The 17,225-nt window shown below is 60.2% G+C and carries 13 protein-coding genes; 10 read left to right on the forward strand and 3 right to left on the reverse strand.

Features of this window, described 5'->3' with window-relative positions; translation table 11 throughout:
- The 3 genes from AC1DIS_RS28060 to phhA all read right to left on the reverse strand — a co-directional run.
- Positions 1 to 1,102, reverse strand: a 1,102-nt coding sequence (locus AC1DIS_RS28060) for an amino acid aminotransferase (RefSeq protein ID WP_477781226.1), incomplete at its 3' end; no start/stop codon positions are given.
- Complete coding sequence (locus tag AC1DIS_RS28065; RefSeq protein ID WP_018929944.1) at positions 1,102 to 1,458, reverse strand: 4a-hydroxytetrahydrobiopterin dehydratase; 357 nt, start codon at positions 1,456 to 1,458, stop codon at positions 1,102 to 1,104. The genes AC1DIS_RS28065 and AC1DIS_RS28060, both read right to left, overlap by 1 nt.
- Positions 1,459 to 1,563: 105 nt before the next feature.
- The gene (gene phhA / locus AC1DIS_RS28070; protein ID WP_018929945.1) at positions 1,564 to 2,349 is read right to left on the reverse strand and encodes a phenylalanine 4-monooxygenase; all 786 of its coding nucleotides are present in this window, start codon (positions 2,347 to 2,349) and stop codon (positions 1,564 to 1,566) included.
- A gap of 281 nt (positions 2,350 to 2,630) precedes the next feature.
- On the opposite strand from phhA, the gene AC1DIS_RS28075 reads away from it, so the two are divergent.
- The 10 genes from AC1DIS_RS28075 to AC1DIS_RS28120 all read left to right on the forward strand — a co-directional run.
- Entirely contained in the window at positions 2,631 to 4,190 is a 1,560-nt protein-coding gene (locus tag AC1DIS_RS28075; protein WP_007938551.1) for a sigma-54-dependent phenylalanine hydroxylase transcriptional regulator PhhR, read from the forward strand.
- Positions 4,191 to 4,544: 354 nt separating this feature from the next.
- A complete protein-coding gene (locus tag AC1DIS_RS28080) occupies positions 4,545 to 5,285 on the forward strand; it encodes a flagellar basal body rod protein FlgF (RefSeq protein WP_064619555.1) in 741 nt (246 codons plus the stop codon).
- Between the two features lie 45 nt (positions 5,286 to 5,330).
- On the forward strand, positions 5,331 to 6,116 hold the full coding sequence (flgG, locus tag AC1DIS_RS28085) for a flagellar basal-body rod protein FlgG (protein WP_007938559.1): 786 nt from the start codon (positions 5,331 to 5,333) through the stop codon (positions 6,114 to 6,116).
- A gap of 52 nt (positions 6,117 to 6,168) precedes the next feature.
- Positions 6,169 to 6,864, forward strand: a complete 696-nt coding sequence (gene flgH, locus AC1DIS_RS28090) for a flagellar basal body L-ring protein FlgH (protein ID WP_064619552.1) — start codon at positions 6,169 to 6,171, stop codon at positions 6,862 to 6,864.
- A 27-nt stretch (positions 6,865 to 6,891) separates the two neighbouring features.
- Complete coding sequence (locus AC1DIS_RS28095; RefSeq protein WP_032831038.1) at positions 6,892 to 7,980, forward strand: flagellar basal body P-ring protein FlgI; 1,089 nt, start codon at positions 6,892 to 6,894, stop codon at positions 7,978 to 7,980.
- Between the two features lie 11 nt (positions 7,981 to 7,991).
- A complete protein-coding gene (gene flgJ / locus AC1DIS_RS28100) occupies positions 7,992 to 9,290 on the forward strand; it encodes a flagellar assembly peptidoglycan hydrolase FlgJ (RefSeq protein ID WP_477781227.1) in 1,299 nt (432 codons plus the stop codon).
- Positions 9,291 to 9,313: 23 nt separating this feature from the next.
- Positions 9,314 to 11,374: a flagellar hook-associated protein FlgK gene (gene flgK, locus AC1DIS_RS28105; protein WP_064619547.1), complete on the forward strand. Its 2,061-nt coding sequence runs from the start codon at positions 9,314 to 9,316 to the stop codon at positions 11,372 to 11,374.
- A gap of 13 nt (positions 11,375 to 11,387) precedes the next feature.
- Complete coding sequence (locus AC1DIS_RS28110) at positions 11,388 to 12,956, forward strand: flagellar hook-associated protein 3 (protein ID WP_477781228.1); 1,569 nt, start codon at positions 11,388 to 11,390, stop codon at positions 12,954 to 12,956.
- A gap of 121 nt (positions 12,957 to 13,077) precedes the next feature.
- Positions 13,078 to 16,650 (forward strand): glycosyltransferase, encoded by a 3,573-nt coding sequence (locus AC1DIS_RS28115; protein WP_477744228.1) that lies wholly within the window; start codon positions 13,078 to 13,080, stop codon positions 16,648 to 16,650.
- A gap of 217 nt (positions 16,651 to 16,867) precedes the next feature.
- Positions 16,868 to 17,225 (forward strand): calcium-binding protein (locus tag AC1DIS_RS28120; RefSeq protein WP_477781229.1); only part of this gene is annotated, 358 nt, incomplete at its 3' end.

Here is a 17,225-nt window from a genome sequence, read left to right on the forward strand (position 1 = left end):
ACTGACTGTGATGTTCGCGCAGTTGCTTGACCTGCTCCGGCGACAAACCGGTGTAGGAAAACATCCCGCGTTGAACGCCAATGTGCGCAAACCGCTCGCGCAAGCCGTGGGGTTCAAGCGCTTCGACCAGGCCACTGCGCAGCTGGGCGATGCGCAAACGCATGGCTTCCACTTCGTCGGCCCAGCGGCTTTTCAGCTCTGGATCGCCAAGGATGGTCGCGACGACGGCGGCGCCGTGATCCGGCGGTGTCGACCACAGGTTGCGGGCGATGTTGGCCAGTTGGCTGCGGATGTCCACCAGCTTGCCGGCGGTTTGCGCGCAGACAATCAGCGCACCGGTGCGGTCGCGGTACAGGCCGAAGTTTTTCGAGCAGGAACTGGTGATCAGCACTTCCGGCAACTCGGCGGCGAACAACCGGGTCGACCAGGCATCTTGTTCCAGGCCATCGCCGAAGCCCTGATAGGCGAAGTCGATCAGAGGCAGCAAGTCGCGACTGCGCACCACGTCCAGCACCCGGCGCCAATCGTCATGGGACAGGTCGAAACCGGTCGGGTTGTGGCAGCAGGCGTGCAGCAGCACCACATCGCCCTTCGGTGCTTGATTGAGCACTTCGAGCATCGCTTCGACATCGAGACGGTTATCGCTGCCCACGTACGGGTAGTGACTGACCTTGACCCCGGCCGTTGCGAAAATCGTTTCGTGGATCGGCCAGGTCGGGCTGCTCAGCCACACGCCACGGCCCGGCAGGCATTGGGCGATGAAGTCGGCGCTCAAGCGCAGCGCACCGGTGCCGCCCGGCGTTTGCGTGACGCCGGCCCGTTGCTCGGCGATCAGCGCCGAATCAGCACCCAGCACAAGCTCGTTGATGACTTTGCCGAACGCCGCATCGCCGTGGCCGCCGATGTAAGTCTTGGTGGCCTGGCGATCCACCAGGCGCTGCTCGGCAAGCTTCACCGCTTCAAGGATCGGCGTCAGGCCCTGGGCGTCTTTGTAGACACCCACGCCAAGGTCGAACTTGCGCGGGTTAGGGTCCTGCGCATAGGCCTCCATCAGGCCGAGAATCGGGTCGCCGGGTACTCGGCCGATGGCGTCGAAATGCATTATTTGCGGCCCTCGGCGTCTTTGGCCACTTCGTCAGTGCGCGCGGCCATGATGAAGTCGTTGCGGTGCAGGCCCTTGATGGAGTGGCTCCACCAGGTCACGGTGACTTTGCCCCACTCGGTCAGCAGGCCCGGGTGGTGACCTTCGGCCTCGGAGATTTCGCCAACGGCGTTGGTGAACGCCAGCGCGTGCTTGAAGTTCTTGAACAGGAAAACTTTTTCCAACTGCATCACACCGTCGCGCACTTCGATGTTCCAGTCAGGGATCTGCTTGATCAGGATCGGCAGTTCTTCGTCGCTGACCTGAGGGGCGTCGGCGCGGCAGGCTTCGCAATGGGCTTGGTTCAATGTGGACATGATGTGTTCCTGAAATCGAGTGTTTTGAAAAACGGTCGTCAGTGGGACCACGCTAAAGCAAAGCGGCGATCTGTAACAGACTCACTTGATGCCAAAAGTCGCGGGTCACGCAGCTTTTGGCGGAAATTTCGGTGCGTGCAACCCAAGCTGCATGCCTTGTTTGACCATGCCCATGATGTCTTCGTGGGCCAGATCGAACAGGCGCTTGAGGTTCGGCAGGACAAAGTACAGCGGCTGCAGAATGTCGATGCGATACGGTGTACGCATGCATTCCAGTGGGTCGAAGGCCTGATGCTCAGGCGCATCCGACAGGGCGTAAACAGTTTCTTTCGGCGAGGACAGGATGCCGCCGCCATAGATGCGCAGGCCTTGCGGCGTGTCGACCAGGCCGAACTCGATGGTCATCCAGTACAGACGCGCCAGGTACACGCGCTCTTCCTTGGAGGCCTGTAGGCCGAGTTTGCCGTAGGTGTGGGTGAATTCGGCGAACCAGGGGTTGGTCAGCAACGGGCAGTGGCCGAAGATCTCGTGGAAAATGTCCGGCTCTTGCAGGTAATCCAGTTCTTCGCGGGTACGAATAAAGGTCGCCACCGGAAACTGCTTGTTCGCCAGCAATTCGAAAAAGGTCTGGAAGGGAATCAGCGCGGGCACCCGGGCAACTTGCCAGCCGGTGGTTTCACCGAGGACTTTGTTGATTTCGCCGAGTTGCGGAATGCGGTCGTGGGGCAGACCGAGTTTTTCGATACCGTCCAGGTATTCCTGGCATGCACGACCCTCGACCACTTTCAGTTGGCGAGTGATCAGCGTATTCCACACCGCGTGTTCTTCAGCGGGGTAGTCGATAAAACCTTGCGCATCGGGCTCGCGAGCCACGTATTGCGTCTGCTTCATGCTGCTCTCCTGCTAGGGGAATCGTTCTTGTTGTGTGTACAGCTATGGACCTAGAAATACCCCAAGGTGTTCGGTGTTGCAGCAGGTGATCCGCGTCTTGCGTAGGAAAAATCCGCGCTCTTCGTAAAGTTTTCGTTACGTATTGTCTGCTGTGGCGCAAGTATTGATATTTACGGGTTTGAAATGGCCTACAGGTGTCACATAATCTTGACGACTAACTTGGTGCTCGCGCAGAAAATTCCTTGCGCCGGGCCTCGATCACCGCTGTTACGGGCCTTCATATGCGTATCAAAGTCCACTGCCAGAACCGCATCGGTATCCTGCGCGACATTCTCAACCTGTTGGTCGAGTACGGGATCAACGTCGCTCGCGGCGAGGTGGGTGGTGAGCATGGCAATGCGATCTATCTGCACTGTCCGAACCTGATCAACATTCAGTTCCAGGCGTTGCGGCCGAAGTTCGAGGCGATTGGTGGGGTATTCGGCGTCAAGCGTGTAGGGCTGATGCCCAGTGAGCGTCGGCACATGGAGCTCAATGCCTTGCTCGGTGCCCTGGAGTTTCCGGTTCTGTCGATCGACATGGGCGGTTCCATCGTCGCGGCCAACCGTGCGGCGGCGCAATTGCTCGGGGTGCGGGTGGATGAGGTGCCGGGGATTCCGCTGTCTCGGTACGCCGAAGACTTCGATTTGCCGGAACTGGTGCGCGCCAACAAGTCGCGGATCAACGGCTTGCGGGTGAAGGTCAAGGGTGACGTGTTTCTCGCCGACATCGCGCCGCTGCAATCGGAGCATGACGAAAGCGAGGCCATGGCCGGTGCGGTGTTGACGCTGCACCGGGCGGACCGGGTGGGCGAGCGCATCTATAACGTGCGCAAACAGGAGTTGCGCGGCTTCGACAGCATTTTCCAAAGCTCGAAAGTGATGGCGGCGGTGGTTCGCGAAGCGCGGCGCATGGCACCGCTGGATGCGCCGCTATTGATCGAAGGCGAAACCGGCACCGGCAAAGAGTTGTTGGCGCGGGCCTGTCACCTGGCGAGCCCGCGTGGGCAATCACCGCTGATGGCGCTCAACTGCGCCGGCCTGCCAGAGTCCATGGCCGAGACCGAATTGTTCGGCTACGGCCCCGGCGCCTTCGAAGGGGCGCGGGCCGAAGGCAAGCTCGGGCTCCTGGAGCTGACGGCGGGCGGTACGTTGTTTCTCGATGGCGTCGGCGAAATGAGCCCGCGCTTGCAGGTGAAATTACTGCGCTTTCTGCAGGACGGTTGCTTCCGTCGTGTCGGCAGCGATGAAGAGGTCTATCTGGATGTGCGGGTGATCTGCGCGACTCAGGTGGACTTGTCCGAGCTGTGTGCTCGCGGTGAATTTCGCCAGGACTTGTACCACCGCTTGAACGTGCTCTCGTTGCACATCCCGCCACTGCGCGAATGCCTCGACGGACTGGCGCCGCTGGTGGAGCACTTCCTCGATCAGGCCAGCCGACAGATCGGTTGCCCACTGCCGAAGCTGGCGCCGGCGGCGATGGAACGACTCAGTCACTATCACTGGCCGGGTAACGTGCGGCAGTTGGAGAACGTGCTGTTTCAGGCGGTTTCCCTGTGCGAGGGCGGCACCGTCAAAGCCGAGCACATTCGTCTGCCGGACTACGGCGTGCGTCAGCCGCTTGGCGATTTCTCCCTCGAGGGTGGGCTGGACGAGATTGTCGGGCGCTTCGAGAAAGCCGTGCTGGAGCGCTTGTATTCCGAGTATCCGAGCAGTCGGCAACTGGGCAAGCGACTGGGGGTTTCCCATACCACCATTGCCAATAAGTTGCGCGAGTATGAGGTCGGTAAAGAGCCCGGTTAAGCGGCTTTTGTGGCGAGGGAGCTTGCTCCCGCTCGGGCGCGAAGCGGCCGCAAAACCTACCTGCGCGATCTGCCTGCAATAATTCGGTTGTCATTTTTGGGGCTGCTGCGCAGCCCAGCGGGAGCAAGCGCCCTCGCCACAGGGGAACGATCAGCGTCCAGGCTGATCCTTGCCTCTTGGCGGCATGACACCGCCGGTTTTTCGTCTTCGATACATTCCTTCAATCCCCTCTAAATCCCTCAAGTCCTTTGTTTGCCGGGCCCGGCGCCGCCAGAAAAAAGTTGGTCTGCAAATTGCTTATGGCTCAGCAGTACAGCGGTGGGCGGCAAACGTCCGGCATGCAGAGGAAAGAGTGTGGACAAGTACCTTTATGTGGCAATGACCGGCGCCAGCCAGAATGCACTGGCGCAGAAGGCTCATGCCAACAACCTGGCGAACATCTCTACCAATGGTTTTCAGAAGGACCTGGAGCAGGCCCGTTCGATGCCGGTGTTTGGTGACAGCTTTCCGGCGCGTGCGTTTGCCATGAGCGAACGTCCGGCCACCGACTTCTCCCCGGGCGCCCTGGTGGAAACCGGCCGTGACCTCGATGTCGCGGTGCAAGGCAACGGCTGGATCGCCGTGCAGAGCCCCGATGGCGGTGAGAGCTACGTGCGCACCGGCAGCCTGAACGTTGATGCGCTGGGCGTGTTGCGCGCCGGCAACGGCATGCCGGTGATGGGCAATGGCGGTCTGATTGCCGTGCCGCCTGAGCAGCAGATCGAAGTCGGCGAAGATGGCACCGTCAGTATCCGTGCGATGGGCGAAGGCCCGCGTGTGATGGCCGAAGTCGACCGCATCAAGCTGGTCAACCCGGACTTCAAGAACATGACCAAAGGCCTGGACGGTTCGATCCACACCAAGGACGGCAAGCCGGCGCAAGCCGATGCCGGCGTCAAGCTGGTGTCCGGATTCCTCGAGTCGAGCAACGTCAATGCCGTGGAAGAAATGACTTCGGTACTGGCGCTGGCCAAGCAGTTCGAGCTGCACATCAAGATGATGAACACCGCCAAAGACGATGACCAGGCCATGGCTCGGGTCTTGCAGATCAGCTAATTATCAGAACGTCGCGCCGTAAAACAGGCGCACGAGGAGAAACGAATGCTTCCGGCTCTATGGGTTGCCAAAACAGGTCTGTCCGCCCAGGACACCAACCTCACCACCATTTCCAACAACCTGGCGAACGTATCGACCACGGGTTTCAAACGTGACCGCGCCGAATTCCAGGACTTGCTGTATCAGATCAAACGCCAGCCAGGCGCCCAGTCGACCCAGGACAGCGAACTGCCGTCGGGTCTGCAAGTGGGTACCGGTGTGCGCATCGTCGGCACCCAGAAAAACTTCACCGCCGGCAGCCTGCAAACCACCGAGCAGCCATTGGACATGGCCATCGACGGTCGCGGTTTCTTCCAGATCCTGCAGCCCGATGGCACCACGTCCTACACCCGTGACGGTACCTTTCACCTGGATTCCAACGGTCAGATCGTCAACGCCAGCGGCTTTGCCCTGGAGCCGGCCATTGTCATTCCGAACAACGCCCAGACGTTCACCGTTGGCCGTGACGGCACCGTGTCCATCACTGTTGCCGGCAGCCCGGCCGCCCAGGTGATCGGCAACCTGCAAACCGCCGACTTCATCAACCCGGCCGGTCTGCAAGCGGTGGGTAACAACCTGTTCCTGGAAACCGCTGCCAGTGGCGCGCCGCAAGTCGGCACCCCGGGCCTGGCCGGTTTCGGCACCACGCTGCAGAACACCCTGGAAACGTCCAACGTCAGCACCGTTGAAGAAATGGTCAACATGATCACCACTCAGCGCGCCTACGAGATGAACTCCAAAGTGATCTCCACCGCCGACCAGATGCTCTCGTTCGTAACGCAGAATCTGTAATCAAGTCTATGAGGCGGCCATGAGGTCGCCTGCAACACCGTGAGGTAGGSTCATGAATCGCTTCGTATCTGTTCTGGCACTGAGTGGGGTCGCCGCGCTGGCGGGGTGCGTCGGTCCGACGCCAAAGCCCAATGACCCTTACTACGCCCCGGTGTTGCCGCGCACGCCGCTGCCGGCTGCCGCCAATAACGGCTCGATCTACCAGGCCGGTTTCGAACAGAACCTGTACAGCGACCGCAAGGCATTCCGGGTCGGTGACATCATCACCATCACCCTGAACGAGCGCACCCAGGCGAGCAAGAACGCCAATTCCCAGGTCGACAAGACCAGCAAGACCAGCATTGGTCTTTCCTCATTGTTCGGCACTAAGCCCAGCGTAAATAACCCGCTCGACAGCGGCGACCTGAGTCTGGATGCCAGCTACAGCGGCGACCGCGCGACCAAGGGTGACAGCAAGGCCGGGCAGGGCAACAGCCTCACCGGCTCGATCACCGTGACCGTCGCCGACGTGTTGCCCAACGGTATCATCGCCGTACGCGGCGAGAAGTGGATGACCCTCAATACCGGTGATGAACTGGTRCGGATTGCAGGGCTTGTTCGCGCCGATGACATCGCGACTGACAACACCGTTTCGTCGACCCGTATCGCCGATGCACGCATCACCTATTCGGGCACCGGTTCGTTTGCCGATGCGAGTCAGCCAGGCTGGTTCGACCGTTTCTTCCTCAGCCCGCTGTTCCCTTTCTAGGTGGCTACGTTGAATCTGAAAAGCCTTATGGTGGGCGTCCTGTTGTTGACGGCGGCCTTCGATGCTCAAGCCGAGCGGCTGAAGGACATCGCCAGTATTTCCGGCGTGCGTTCCAACCAATTGATCGGCTACGGCCTGGTGGTCGGGCTTAACGGTACCGGCGACCAGACGACGCAAACCCCGTTCACCCTGCAGACCTTCAACAACATGCTCTCGCAGTTCGGCATCAAGGTGCCGCCGGGTTCGGGCAACGTGCAGTTGAAGAACGTCGCGGCGGTGTCGATCAGCGCCGATTTGCCAGCGTTCGCCAAGCCGGGTCAGCAGATAGACATCACCGTAGCGTCCATCGGTAACTCCAAGAGCCTGCGCGGCGGCACCTTGCTGTTGACGCCGCTCAAAGGTATCGATGGCAACGTCTATGCCGTGGCTCAGGGCAACCTGGTGGTCGGCGGCTTCGATGCCGAAGGTCGTGACGGTTCCAAGATCACCGTCAACGTTCCGTCGGCCGGTCGCATCCCCGGCGGTGCGTCGGTCGAGCGGGCAGTGCCGAGCGGCTTCAATCAGGGCAACAGCCTGACCCTGAACCTCAACCGTTCGGACTTCACCACGGCCAAGCGCATCGTCGACAAGATCAACGACATGCTTGGCCCTGGCGTCGCTCAGGCCATCGATGGCGGCTCGATCCGCGTGACTGCGCCACTCGATCCAAGCCAGCGGGTCGACTATTTGTCGATCCTGGAAAACCTCGAAGTCGATCCGGGTCAGGCGGTGGCGAAAGTCATCATCAACTCGCGCACCGGCACCATCGTGATCGGCCAGAACGTCAAGGTTTCCCCGGCCGCCGTGACCCACGGCAGCCTGACCGTGACCATCACTGAAGACCCGATCGTCAGCCAGCCCGGCCCTCTGTCCAACGGGCAGACGGCGGTCGTGCCGCGTTCGCGGGTCAACGCTCAGCAAGAAGCCAAGCCGATGTTCAAGTTCGGCCCGGGCACCACCCTCGACGAGATCGTTCGTGCGGTGAACCAGGTCGGCGCAGCACCGGGTGACTTGATGGCGATCCTCGAAGCGTTGAAACAGGCCGGCGCGTTGCAAGCCGACCTGATCGTGATCTGAGGACGGCGATCATGGATATGCGCAAAAGCGGTCTGGTCAGCAGCAGCGATTCGGGTTCCTACTCGGACCTGAATCGTTTGAATCAGCTCAAGGTCGGCGACAAGAACAGCGATGCGAACATGCGCAAAGTGGCGCAGGAATTCGAGTCGCTGTTCCTCGGCGAAATGCTCAAGTCCATGCGCTCGGCCACCGAAGCGCTGGGCAAGGATAATCCGCTCAACACGCCGGCAGCCAAGCAATACCAGGAAATGTACGACCAGCAGTTGRCCGTTTCCCTGTCTCGCGAAGGCGGCGGTATCGGCCTGGCTGACGTGTTGATGCGCCAGATGTCGAAGAACAAACCGTTGGCGCCGGGTGAGGCTGCGGCAGCATCTGCCGCCAAGCAAGCCGCCGCGAAGGCCGCCGTGGAAACACCGATTGCCGCCGGTACGGTCGCCACCAATGGGCCGCTGTCGCGCCTCAATGGCGAGCGCCCGTTGTGGGCTTCACGCGCGGTGAGGGCGCCGGCAGGTGCGGGCGAGGGCGCACACCGCAACGACATGGCGCTGATCAATCAGCGGCGTCTGGCGCTGCCACCGAAACTGGCCGACCGTTTGCTCGCAGGGCTGGTGCCATCGGCATCGACCACGGCGACAACCGCCACCGCAACGCAGAACAAAATCCAGGTGCCGCCGAGCACCGCGACCGGTTCCGGCCCGCTGTACAACGGCGATTGGCTGGCTTCGCAAACGGATACGACCTCCAGCGGGCGCCTGCAGATTTATGGTCGTGCCATGGCTCAAATCCCCCTGGCACCGGCGAAGAAAGCCTTCAGCTCCGCCGACGAATTCGTCAACACCATGCTGCCAATGGCCAAAGAAGCCGCCGACCGTATCGGTGTCGATCCGCGTTACCTGGTGGCTCAGGCCGCCCTGGAAACCGGTTGGGGCAAATCGGTCATGCGCGCCCAGGATGGCAGCAGTAGCCACAACCTGTTCGGGATCAAGGCCAGTGGTAACTGGAAGGGTGATTCGGCGCGGGCGATCACCAGCGAATTCAGAAATGGCCAGATGGTCAAGGAGACGGCTGAGTTCCGTTCCTACGCCTCTTACAAGGACAGTTTCCATGACCTTGTGACGCTGCTGCAAAGCAACAATCGCTATCAAGATGTGCTGAAGTCGGCCGATAACCCAGAACAGTTTGTACGCGAGTTGCAAAAAGCCGGGTATGCAACCGACCCGGATTACGCAAGCAAGATTTCGCAGATAGCCAAGCAGATGACGAGTTACCAAAACTACGCTGCAGCGGGCGCTTCCACTACGCCTTTATAGGCACAAGGCATAAGGTTTGAATCATGAGTTTGCTCAACATCGGGATGTCGGGTTTATCCGCTGGCCAAAGCGCGTTGATGGTGACCGGTAACAACATTGCCAACGCCGACACCGCAGGCTACTCGCGTCAGCAAACCGTGCAGGGCAGCAAGGCCTCGAATCAGTTCGGCAATGTCTACATCGGCACGGGTACGACCCTGGCCGATGTGCGTCGGGTGTACAACAGCTACCTCGATGCGCAACTGCAAACCACCACCTCGCTCAACAGCGACTCGGCTGCCTATGCCGGGCAGATCAGCCCGCTCGATAAGTTGCTGTCAGACAGCGGCACCGGCCTCAACGGCGCCCTGACCAAGTTCTTCGCCTCGGTACAGAACGTCAACGCCAAACCGGGCGACGATGCTTCCCGCCAACTGCTGCTCAGCGATGCGCAAGCGGTGAGCAACCGTTTCAACTCGATCTCCAGCCAGTTGACCGCGCAGAACGCGGACATCAACGGCAACCTGGCGGACATGGCCGATCAGGTCAACAAACTGGCGGCCACCGTGGCCCAGTTGAACCAGAAGATCTCCGAAGTTTCCAACGCCGGCGGCCAGCCCAACGACTTGCTCGACGCGCGCAACGAGACCGTGCGCCAGTTGTCCACCTTCACCGGTGCGCAGGTGATCGAGCGTGACGGCAACCTCGACATTTACCTGGGCAGCGGTCAACCGCTGGTCATGGGCAGCACTGCCAGCAAGCTGGAAGTGGTGCCGAGCAAAGACGATCCGTCGCGTTCGGCCATTCAGCTCAATCGCGGTTCGAGCACCATCGATATCACCTCGGTGATGACCGGTGGCGAGATGGGCGGCTTGCTGCGTTATCGCAGCACCGTGCTGGACCCAGCCATGAATGAACTGGGGCGTGTGGCGCTGGTCGTCGCCGATCAGATGAACACCGTCCAGGCCCAGGGCATCGACAAGAACGGTGATTTTGGTTCGAACCTGTTCAACAGCATCAACACCGCCGCGCAAATGGCCCAACGCAGCGTTGCCACGGTCGGCAACAGCGCCGGCTCCGGCAACTTCGATGTGAGCATCGAGGACAGCGGCAAGCTGACCATTAACGATTACAAGGTCACCTTCACCAGCGCCACCAACTACACCGTGCAGCGTCTGCCTGAAGGCACCGCCATGGGCGCGTTCAGCACGCTGACCACGCCACCGCCGGTGATCGATGGTTTCTCCATGACACTTTCCGGTGGCACCGCAGCCGCCGGCGACACGTTCAAGATCACCCCGACCCGCAACGCGGCGACCAACATCAAGACCGAGATGACCGACTCCAAGCGTCTGGCCATCGCGGCACCGTTGGGCGCGGCGATTGCTGCGGGCGGCAGCGGCACACTGACGATTCCGGCCAGCGGTCAACCGACCCTGACCACCAAGTTCGATATCTACGACACGGCGACCACCACCACGCTCCAGAACGGCCTGAAGACTTCGACGCCGGTCAAGATCGTATTTGGTGCGGCCGGTGGTACGACTCAGACTTACCAAATGCTCGATGCCCAAGGCAACGCGCTCAGCAGCGGCACCATCGTGCCGGGCCAGAACAATACGCTGAGCCTGACCATTCCGCTGGTCGACGGCACCGGCGCCGCGATCAATGATCCGGGACCGCCCATCGTGCAGCGCACTGTGTCGTTTGACATGACCGTGGCCGGTTCGCCAGGTAACGGCACTGCGATCAACGTATCGCTCAGCCAGCCGGGTTCGCTGGATAACCGTAACGGCACCACGCTGGCTGCCTTGCAGACCAAGCAGACCGTGGACACCGGTTCGGCCAGCAACGGTATTTCCCTGAACGATGCCTACGGCAAGCTGGTCTCGGGCGTCGGCGCCAAGGCCGCTCAAGGCAAACTCGACAGTGCCGCGACCACCGCCATCCTGGCCAACGCCAAGGGCGCTCGCGACTCGTTGTCCGGTGTCGACCTCGATGAGGAAACCGGCAACCTGGTCAAGTATCAGCAGTACTACACCGCGTCTTCGCAGATCATCAAGGCTGCGCAGGAAATCTTCAGCACACTGATCAACAGTCTTTAAGGAGTCGTAGCCCATGCGCATTTCTACCGCCCAGTTTTACGAGTCCTCTGCTGCCAACTATCAGAAGAACTTTTCCAACGTGGTCAAGAGCAGCGAAGAGGCCAGCAGCCTGGTTCGCGTGAATACCGCGGCCGACGATCCGGTCGGCGCTTCGCGTTTGCTGCAATTGGGTCAGCAGGCTTCGATGCTTGACCAGTACTCGGCCAACATGACCACCATCAAAGGCACCCTAGGCCAGACCGAGTCGGTGATGACCAGTATTGGCAACGTGCTGCAGCGCGCCAAAGAGCTGGCGCTCGGCGCAGGCAACGCAGGCTATACCGATGCCGACCGTCAGGCGAACGCTTCCGAACTGGGGCAGATTGAAGAGCAACTGCTCAGCCTGATGAACACCAAGGATGAAAACGGCAAGTACATCTTCTCCGGGTCCAAGGGCGATGTGGTGCCGTTCACCCGCAACAGCGATGGCAGCTACGCCTACAACGGTGATCAGGTCACGCTGGATCTGCCGATTGGCGATACCCAGTCGATGGCCACCAACAGCACCGGTTGGGACGTGTTCCAGCAGGCGATCAACACTACCCGGACTCRGACCACGCTCACCGCGCCTGCGGTCGATGACGGTCGTGTGGTGTTGTCCAACGGTCAGGTCGAATCCGATGTCACTTACAACGCCAAGTTCCGCAGCGGCGAGCCTTACACCGTGAGTTTCGTCAGCGGCACGCAGCTGCAAATTACGGACTCGTTGGGTAATGATGTCACCGCTGAGGCCAGTCAGAACGGCGTGTTCAGTTCCACCAGCGGTGCGGCCACACAGACTGTCAGTTTTCGTGGCATTGATCTGAACTTGAACATCAACCTGCAAGCGGGGGATGTCCCGGGAACCGTGATCACCGGGCACAGCTTCACGCTGGCAGCCAAGCCGGACAGCTTCAACACTTCGCGCAGCCCGGGCAACCCGTCGACTGCGCTGGTGACAGGCGCCTCTGTGACCAACAGCACCAACTACCACGCCAGCTTCCCGGGCGGCGGGGCGATTCTCAAGTTCACCAGTGCCACGAACTTCGAACTCTATGCCGCGCCATTGACCGTCAACAGTAAACCGGTGTCCACCGGTACCATGGCCGGTACGACCGCGACAGCATCGGGTGTCTCGTTCACCGTGTCCGGTACGCCGGGTGCAGGCGATCAGTTCTCAGTGGCGGTCAACACGCACCAGACCCAAAACATTCTGGACACCGTCAGCCAGCTGAAAACAGCGCTGTCGACGCCAACCAATAATAATCCGATTGCCATTCAGCAAATGAACGCTGCAGTCACTGCCGGTATCGGCAACCTCTCCAGCGGCATGGACCAACTGGCCTCCGGTATCAGTTCTGTAGGCGGTCGCGGTGCGTCATTGGATACCCAGACTGATATCAACCAGAGTCTGGCACTCGCCAACACCCAGACCCAATCGGCCATTCGCGATTCCGATCCGGCTGAAGTGATGACCCGCCTGACTCTACAGCAGACCATGCTGCAAGCTTCGCAACTGGCGTTCAGCAAGATCGCTCAGTTGGGGCTGTTCAACAAAGTCTGAGTCAGGGCCTTCGCGATCTCGCGAAGGCTTGCGACTGCCGAGTGCAAACCGTCTTTATTCAGCGGTTCGGGGAGTTTCACTTCGTTGAAGTAAGCTCCCGCCGCTCGCGAGTTCTCCCGCCGTGAAACCAGCACCTCTTGTTACCATCGCCATCCCCGCCTTCAACCCGCAGTTCTTCCAGACGGCACTGCAAAGCGCGCTGAATCAGACCTACGCCAATCTTGAGGTGATCGTCTGCGATGACAGTGGCGGTGACGAGATCCGCGAGATCGTCGATGCCTGTGAGGTGCCTGTCTCGATTCGCCTGCGCTATGTGCGCAATCCTCAGCGCCTGGGTTTTCAGGGCAACCTCATGGCCTGCGCCAAAGAGGCCAGCGGTGACTATCTGAAATTGCTGTGCGACGACGACCAGCTGCTTCCTGAATGCATCACTCAGCAGATCGGTGGCTTCATCGACCACGCCGATGTCCACCTGGTGATCGGCCAGCGGCAGTTTTACGACGCTGATTACATCCTGCTTTCCGACCGTGTGGAAAATTGCTGTTTTTCCACCGGTGTCACCTTGTTCAAGGGCGAGGATCTGCTGGGCATTCTGGAAAGCAGTCTGGTCAATTTTCTCAGCGGCCTCAGCGGGGCGTTGTTGCGAACCCGCCATGCGCTGGAATATCTGCCGGCCCTGACTCAGATCGGCGAAGGTTTTATCGCGTGTCTGGACTTCGCCTTGTTTGCCTGCCTGCTACGGCGTGGCAATTTGGTGGTGGTAGGTCAGGTGTTGAGCCTTGAGCGTTTGCATCCGGCGCGGCTGAGCGATCAGGCACCAGTCAAGACTGCGGTAATGACCGAGCTCGACTGGCTCAAGCAAATGCTTGCCTTGCGCAGTGGTGAGCCGGCGCCTGCGCCGGGCTGGGTACGTTATCTGGCACTGGCTGATGCGATTGCGGGGCACGCCTATGCCTGGGAAGAAACCGCGCTGGGCCGGCAACTGGGCTTCATTCAAACGATGGTGCACACCCGGGTAGGCGTCGAGTGCGAGAGCTTTGCCGACATGTATCGGGAATGGCTGTCGTGCCGTCGTTTGAAACCGGCCCAGCAACGCTTGCTCGACGCCCGATTGCAGGGTTGGAGCTGGCGTCCACGCATCGTGCCGATTGTTCTCGACAGCGAAGGTGATGTTCCGGCGCTGGAAGAAACGCTCAAGAGCATTCGTCAGCAAACCTATGCTGCTGAGCAAGTGGTAGTGCTGTCCCAATTGCAGCACTCGCCATGCGACGGTGTGCAACATGTGCGCCTGGATGATGAACCGGTTACCCAGTTCAATCGTCTGCTGGCCCAGTTGGACAACGCAGACTGGATCTATCTGGTTCGCGCGGGGGATCGCTTGAATGAACTGGCTTTGCTGTTGCTGGCAGAGCGCATGGTGGAAATGCCTGACGTGCGCTGCCTCTACAGTGACGAGGGCGGATTGCGTGATGATGTTTCGGTCGAGCCGGTGTTCAAGCCGGACTTCAACCTGGATCTGATGCGCAGCTATCCCTATGTCGGCCGTGTGCTGGCCCTGCAGCGGCAGCGGATGATCGAGCTGGGTGGCATGCAAGACGGTTTTGGCGAGCTGGGTGTGCACGATCTGGTCTGGCGACTGGTGGAGAGTAACGGGCCGCATGCGATTGGGCACATTGCTGAAGTTCTCGTGGAGTCCGCTCTGTGTCTCTCCCAGTGGCTCACGCAGCCGCAGATTATCGAGCAGAGCCCTCGCGTGCTGGCCGCGCATCTGCAGCGGCTCGGCGCACCGCACCGGATTCGTCCCGGCAGCCAGTCGATGATCAATCGTGTGGACTACCTGCATGATGAGCCAGCCATGGTCTCGATCATCATTGCGACCCGCGATGAACTGGGCTCCCTGGAGCGTTGCGTCGAAAGTGTGTTGGAGAAAACCGCCTGCCAACGCTATGAAGTTCTCATTGTCGACAATGGCAGTACTGCCGTTGATGCCTGCAACTGGCTGTCAGCCATGGAGCAAATGGGCAGTGACAAACTTCGGGTGTTGCGCTGTGATCATGGTGACAATCTGGCGGCAGTGCAGAACTTTGCTGCCGGCCACGCCCGTGGCGACTATCTGTTGTTTCTCAGCCCCTACAGTGTCGTTGTGAGCCCTGATTGGCTCGACGAGTTGCTCAATCACGCTCAGCGTCCGGAAGTCGGTGTGGTCGGCGGTCGGCTGGTGAGTCCGCAAGGGCGTATCGAGGGCACGGCCCAGGTACTGGGGTTGCGGGGGGCCGTCGGTGTTCCCAATCGTGGTGAGCCGCTCAACACGTCCGGTTACATGCAGCGCCAGCAGACGGTACAGAATTTCAGTACCGTGGGCATCGATTGTCTGCTTGTGCGCAAGAAAGTTTTTGATGAGCTGCATGGCCTGGACGAGCAAAATCTGGCGCAGGCACTCAATGGCGCTGACTTTTGCCTGCGCGTGAGGCAAAACGGATACCTGGTGGTGTGGACTCCCTACGCCGAATTGATGCGAGTGGTTCCATCCTCTGCCTTCACTCCCGCTCCCAGGGTGCTACAGGCCGAGCAAAAAAGTTTTTACCAGCGATGGTTGCCGGTGATAGCCAGGGATCCGGCCTACAACCCTAACCTGAGTCTGGGCGCCAGCAACTTCAGTCTGGAGCCGGGATTCAAGGATGGCTGGGACCCGTTCTCGCGCCCGCTTTTGCCCAAGGTGCTGGGGATCCCAATCAATACCACCGCAGTGGGCCATTACCGGGTTGCCCAGCCGTTCCGTGAGTTGGAGGCGGCCGGGCGCGTGATGGGGCACCTGAGTTATCACACGCCGACAGACATTGACCTTGAGCGGTGCTCCCCCGACGTGATCGTGTTGCAGGGGCGCTATAGCAAGAATGCGGTCGATGAGGTTGAGCGAGTCAAAAATTGTTCGCACGCTTTCCGCATCTTCGAACTTGACGATTATGTGATTGATGTCCCGAAGAAGAACGCGCACCTGCGCAAGGCTGAGGTCGGGGTCGATAAAATAGTGCGCCGTGGCGTAGGGCTGTGTGACCGGGTTGTGGTCTCGACCCAGCCCCTGGCCGATGCATTGCGGGACATGCATCACGACATCCGGGTCGTCCCGAACATGCTTGCCCCGCATCTCTGGACCGGGCTCACCAGCCAGCGCCGCACCTCTCGCAAACCTCGCGTGGGTTGGGGCGGCGGGACGAGTCATGATGGAGACTTGGCAATCATTGCGGACGTGGTGCGCCTGCTTGCCAACGAAGTCGAATGGGTGTTCTTCGGCATGTGTCCGCCAGCTTTGCGTCCGTTTGTCCATGAGTTCCATCCCAGCATCGGCCTGGAGGCCTATCCGGCCAAACTGGCCAGCCTGAACCTCGATCTGGCCTTGGCACCGCTGGAATTCCATATCTTCAACGACTGCAAGAGCAACCTGCGTCTGTTGGAGTACGGCGCCTGCGGTTATCCGGTGATTTGCACCGACACTGAGGCCTATCGCGGCTATCTGCCTTGCACCAAGGTCGTGAGCAACAGCACCGAGGAATGGCTCGAGGCAATCCGCATGCACTTGTCCGACCCTGATGCGAGCTATCGCATGGGCGATGCGCTGCGCGAAGAAGTGCTGCGCGATTACATGCTCAAGGGCAACAACCTCAACTACTGGGTCGAGGGCTGGCTGCCAAACTGATCGAGCATGGATGTACACCTGCAGGCGGCCTTGGGCCGCCTGTTTTGTTTGTACCGGGCGCGTTACAAATTTGCGGCGGCCGRCTCAAGCCCGGATTGGTTTGCGTCGATACAGGCTCCACAGCTTCGTTCATATGAAAGACCCTTCTGCGACGCGTGTTTGTACATCGCTACGGGAAAGGTATCTGGTTCAACAACATGGCAAGGAAGAAGTCGCAATGGCAGTGATAAACGGGACAAACGGCGTGGATACGCTGACAGGTACCAGTGGGGATGATGAGATCTATGCCTTGGGTGGCAATGATGTGATCAAAGGGAGTGCCGGTGCGGACAAGCTGGATGGCGGCACGGGTACTGATACCGTGGACTATTCGGCGTCGGCTGCTGCGGTGAACGTTGATATTCGTACCGGCGGTGGGCTCCCCGGAGTTGGTGGTGACGCGCAAGGCGACACCCTGGTCAACATCGAAAAGGTCATCGGTACGGGGTTCAACGACACGTTCAACGTTGACCTGAGCACCGTGACCCTTGATGGGGGCGCGGGTGATGATGTCTACATCATCAACGGTTCTGGCG

It is taken from the genome of Pseudomonas sp. 05N433 (assembly GCF_056396925.1).

What these genes read in the sequence shown, in the direction of transcription:
- AC1DIS_RS28095 (WP_032831038.1), top strand. Translation starts at nt 6,892, where the DNA reads ATGGTGGGCGTCCTGTTGTTGACGGCGGCCTTCGATGCTCAAGCCGAG.
- flgG (WP_007938559.1), top strand. Translation starts at nt 5,331, where the DNA reads ATGCTTCCGGCTCTATGGGTTGCCAAAACAGGTCTGTCCGCCCAGGAC.
- AC1DIS_RS28075 (WP_007938551.1), top strand. Translation starts at nt 2,631, where the DNA reads ATGCGTATCAAAGTCCACTGCCAGAACCGCATCGGTATCCTGCGCGAC.
- flgK (WP_064619547.1), top strand. Translation starts at nt 9,314, where the DNA reads ATGAGTTTGCTCAACATCGGGATGTCGGGTTTATCCGCTGGCCAAAGC.
- phhA (WP_018929945.1), bottom strand. Translation starts at nt 2,349, where the DNA reads ATGAAGCAGACGCAATACGTGGCTCGCGAGCCCGATGCGCAAGGTTTT.
- AC1DIS_RS28065 (WP_018929944.1), bottom strand. Translation starts at nt 1,458, where the DNA reads ATGTCCACATTGAACCAAGCCCATTGCGAAGCCTGCCGCGCCGACGCC.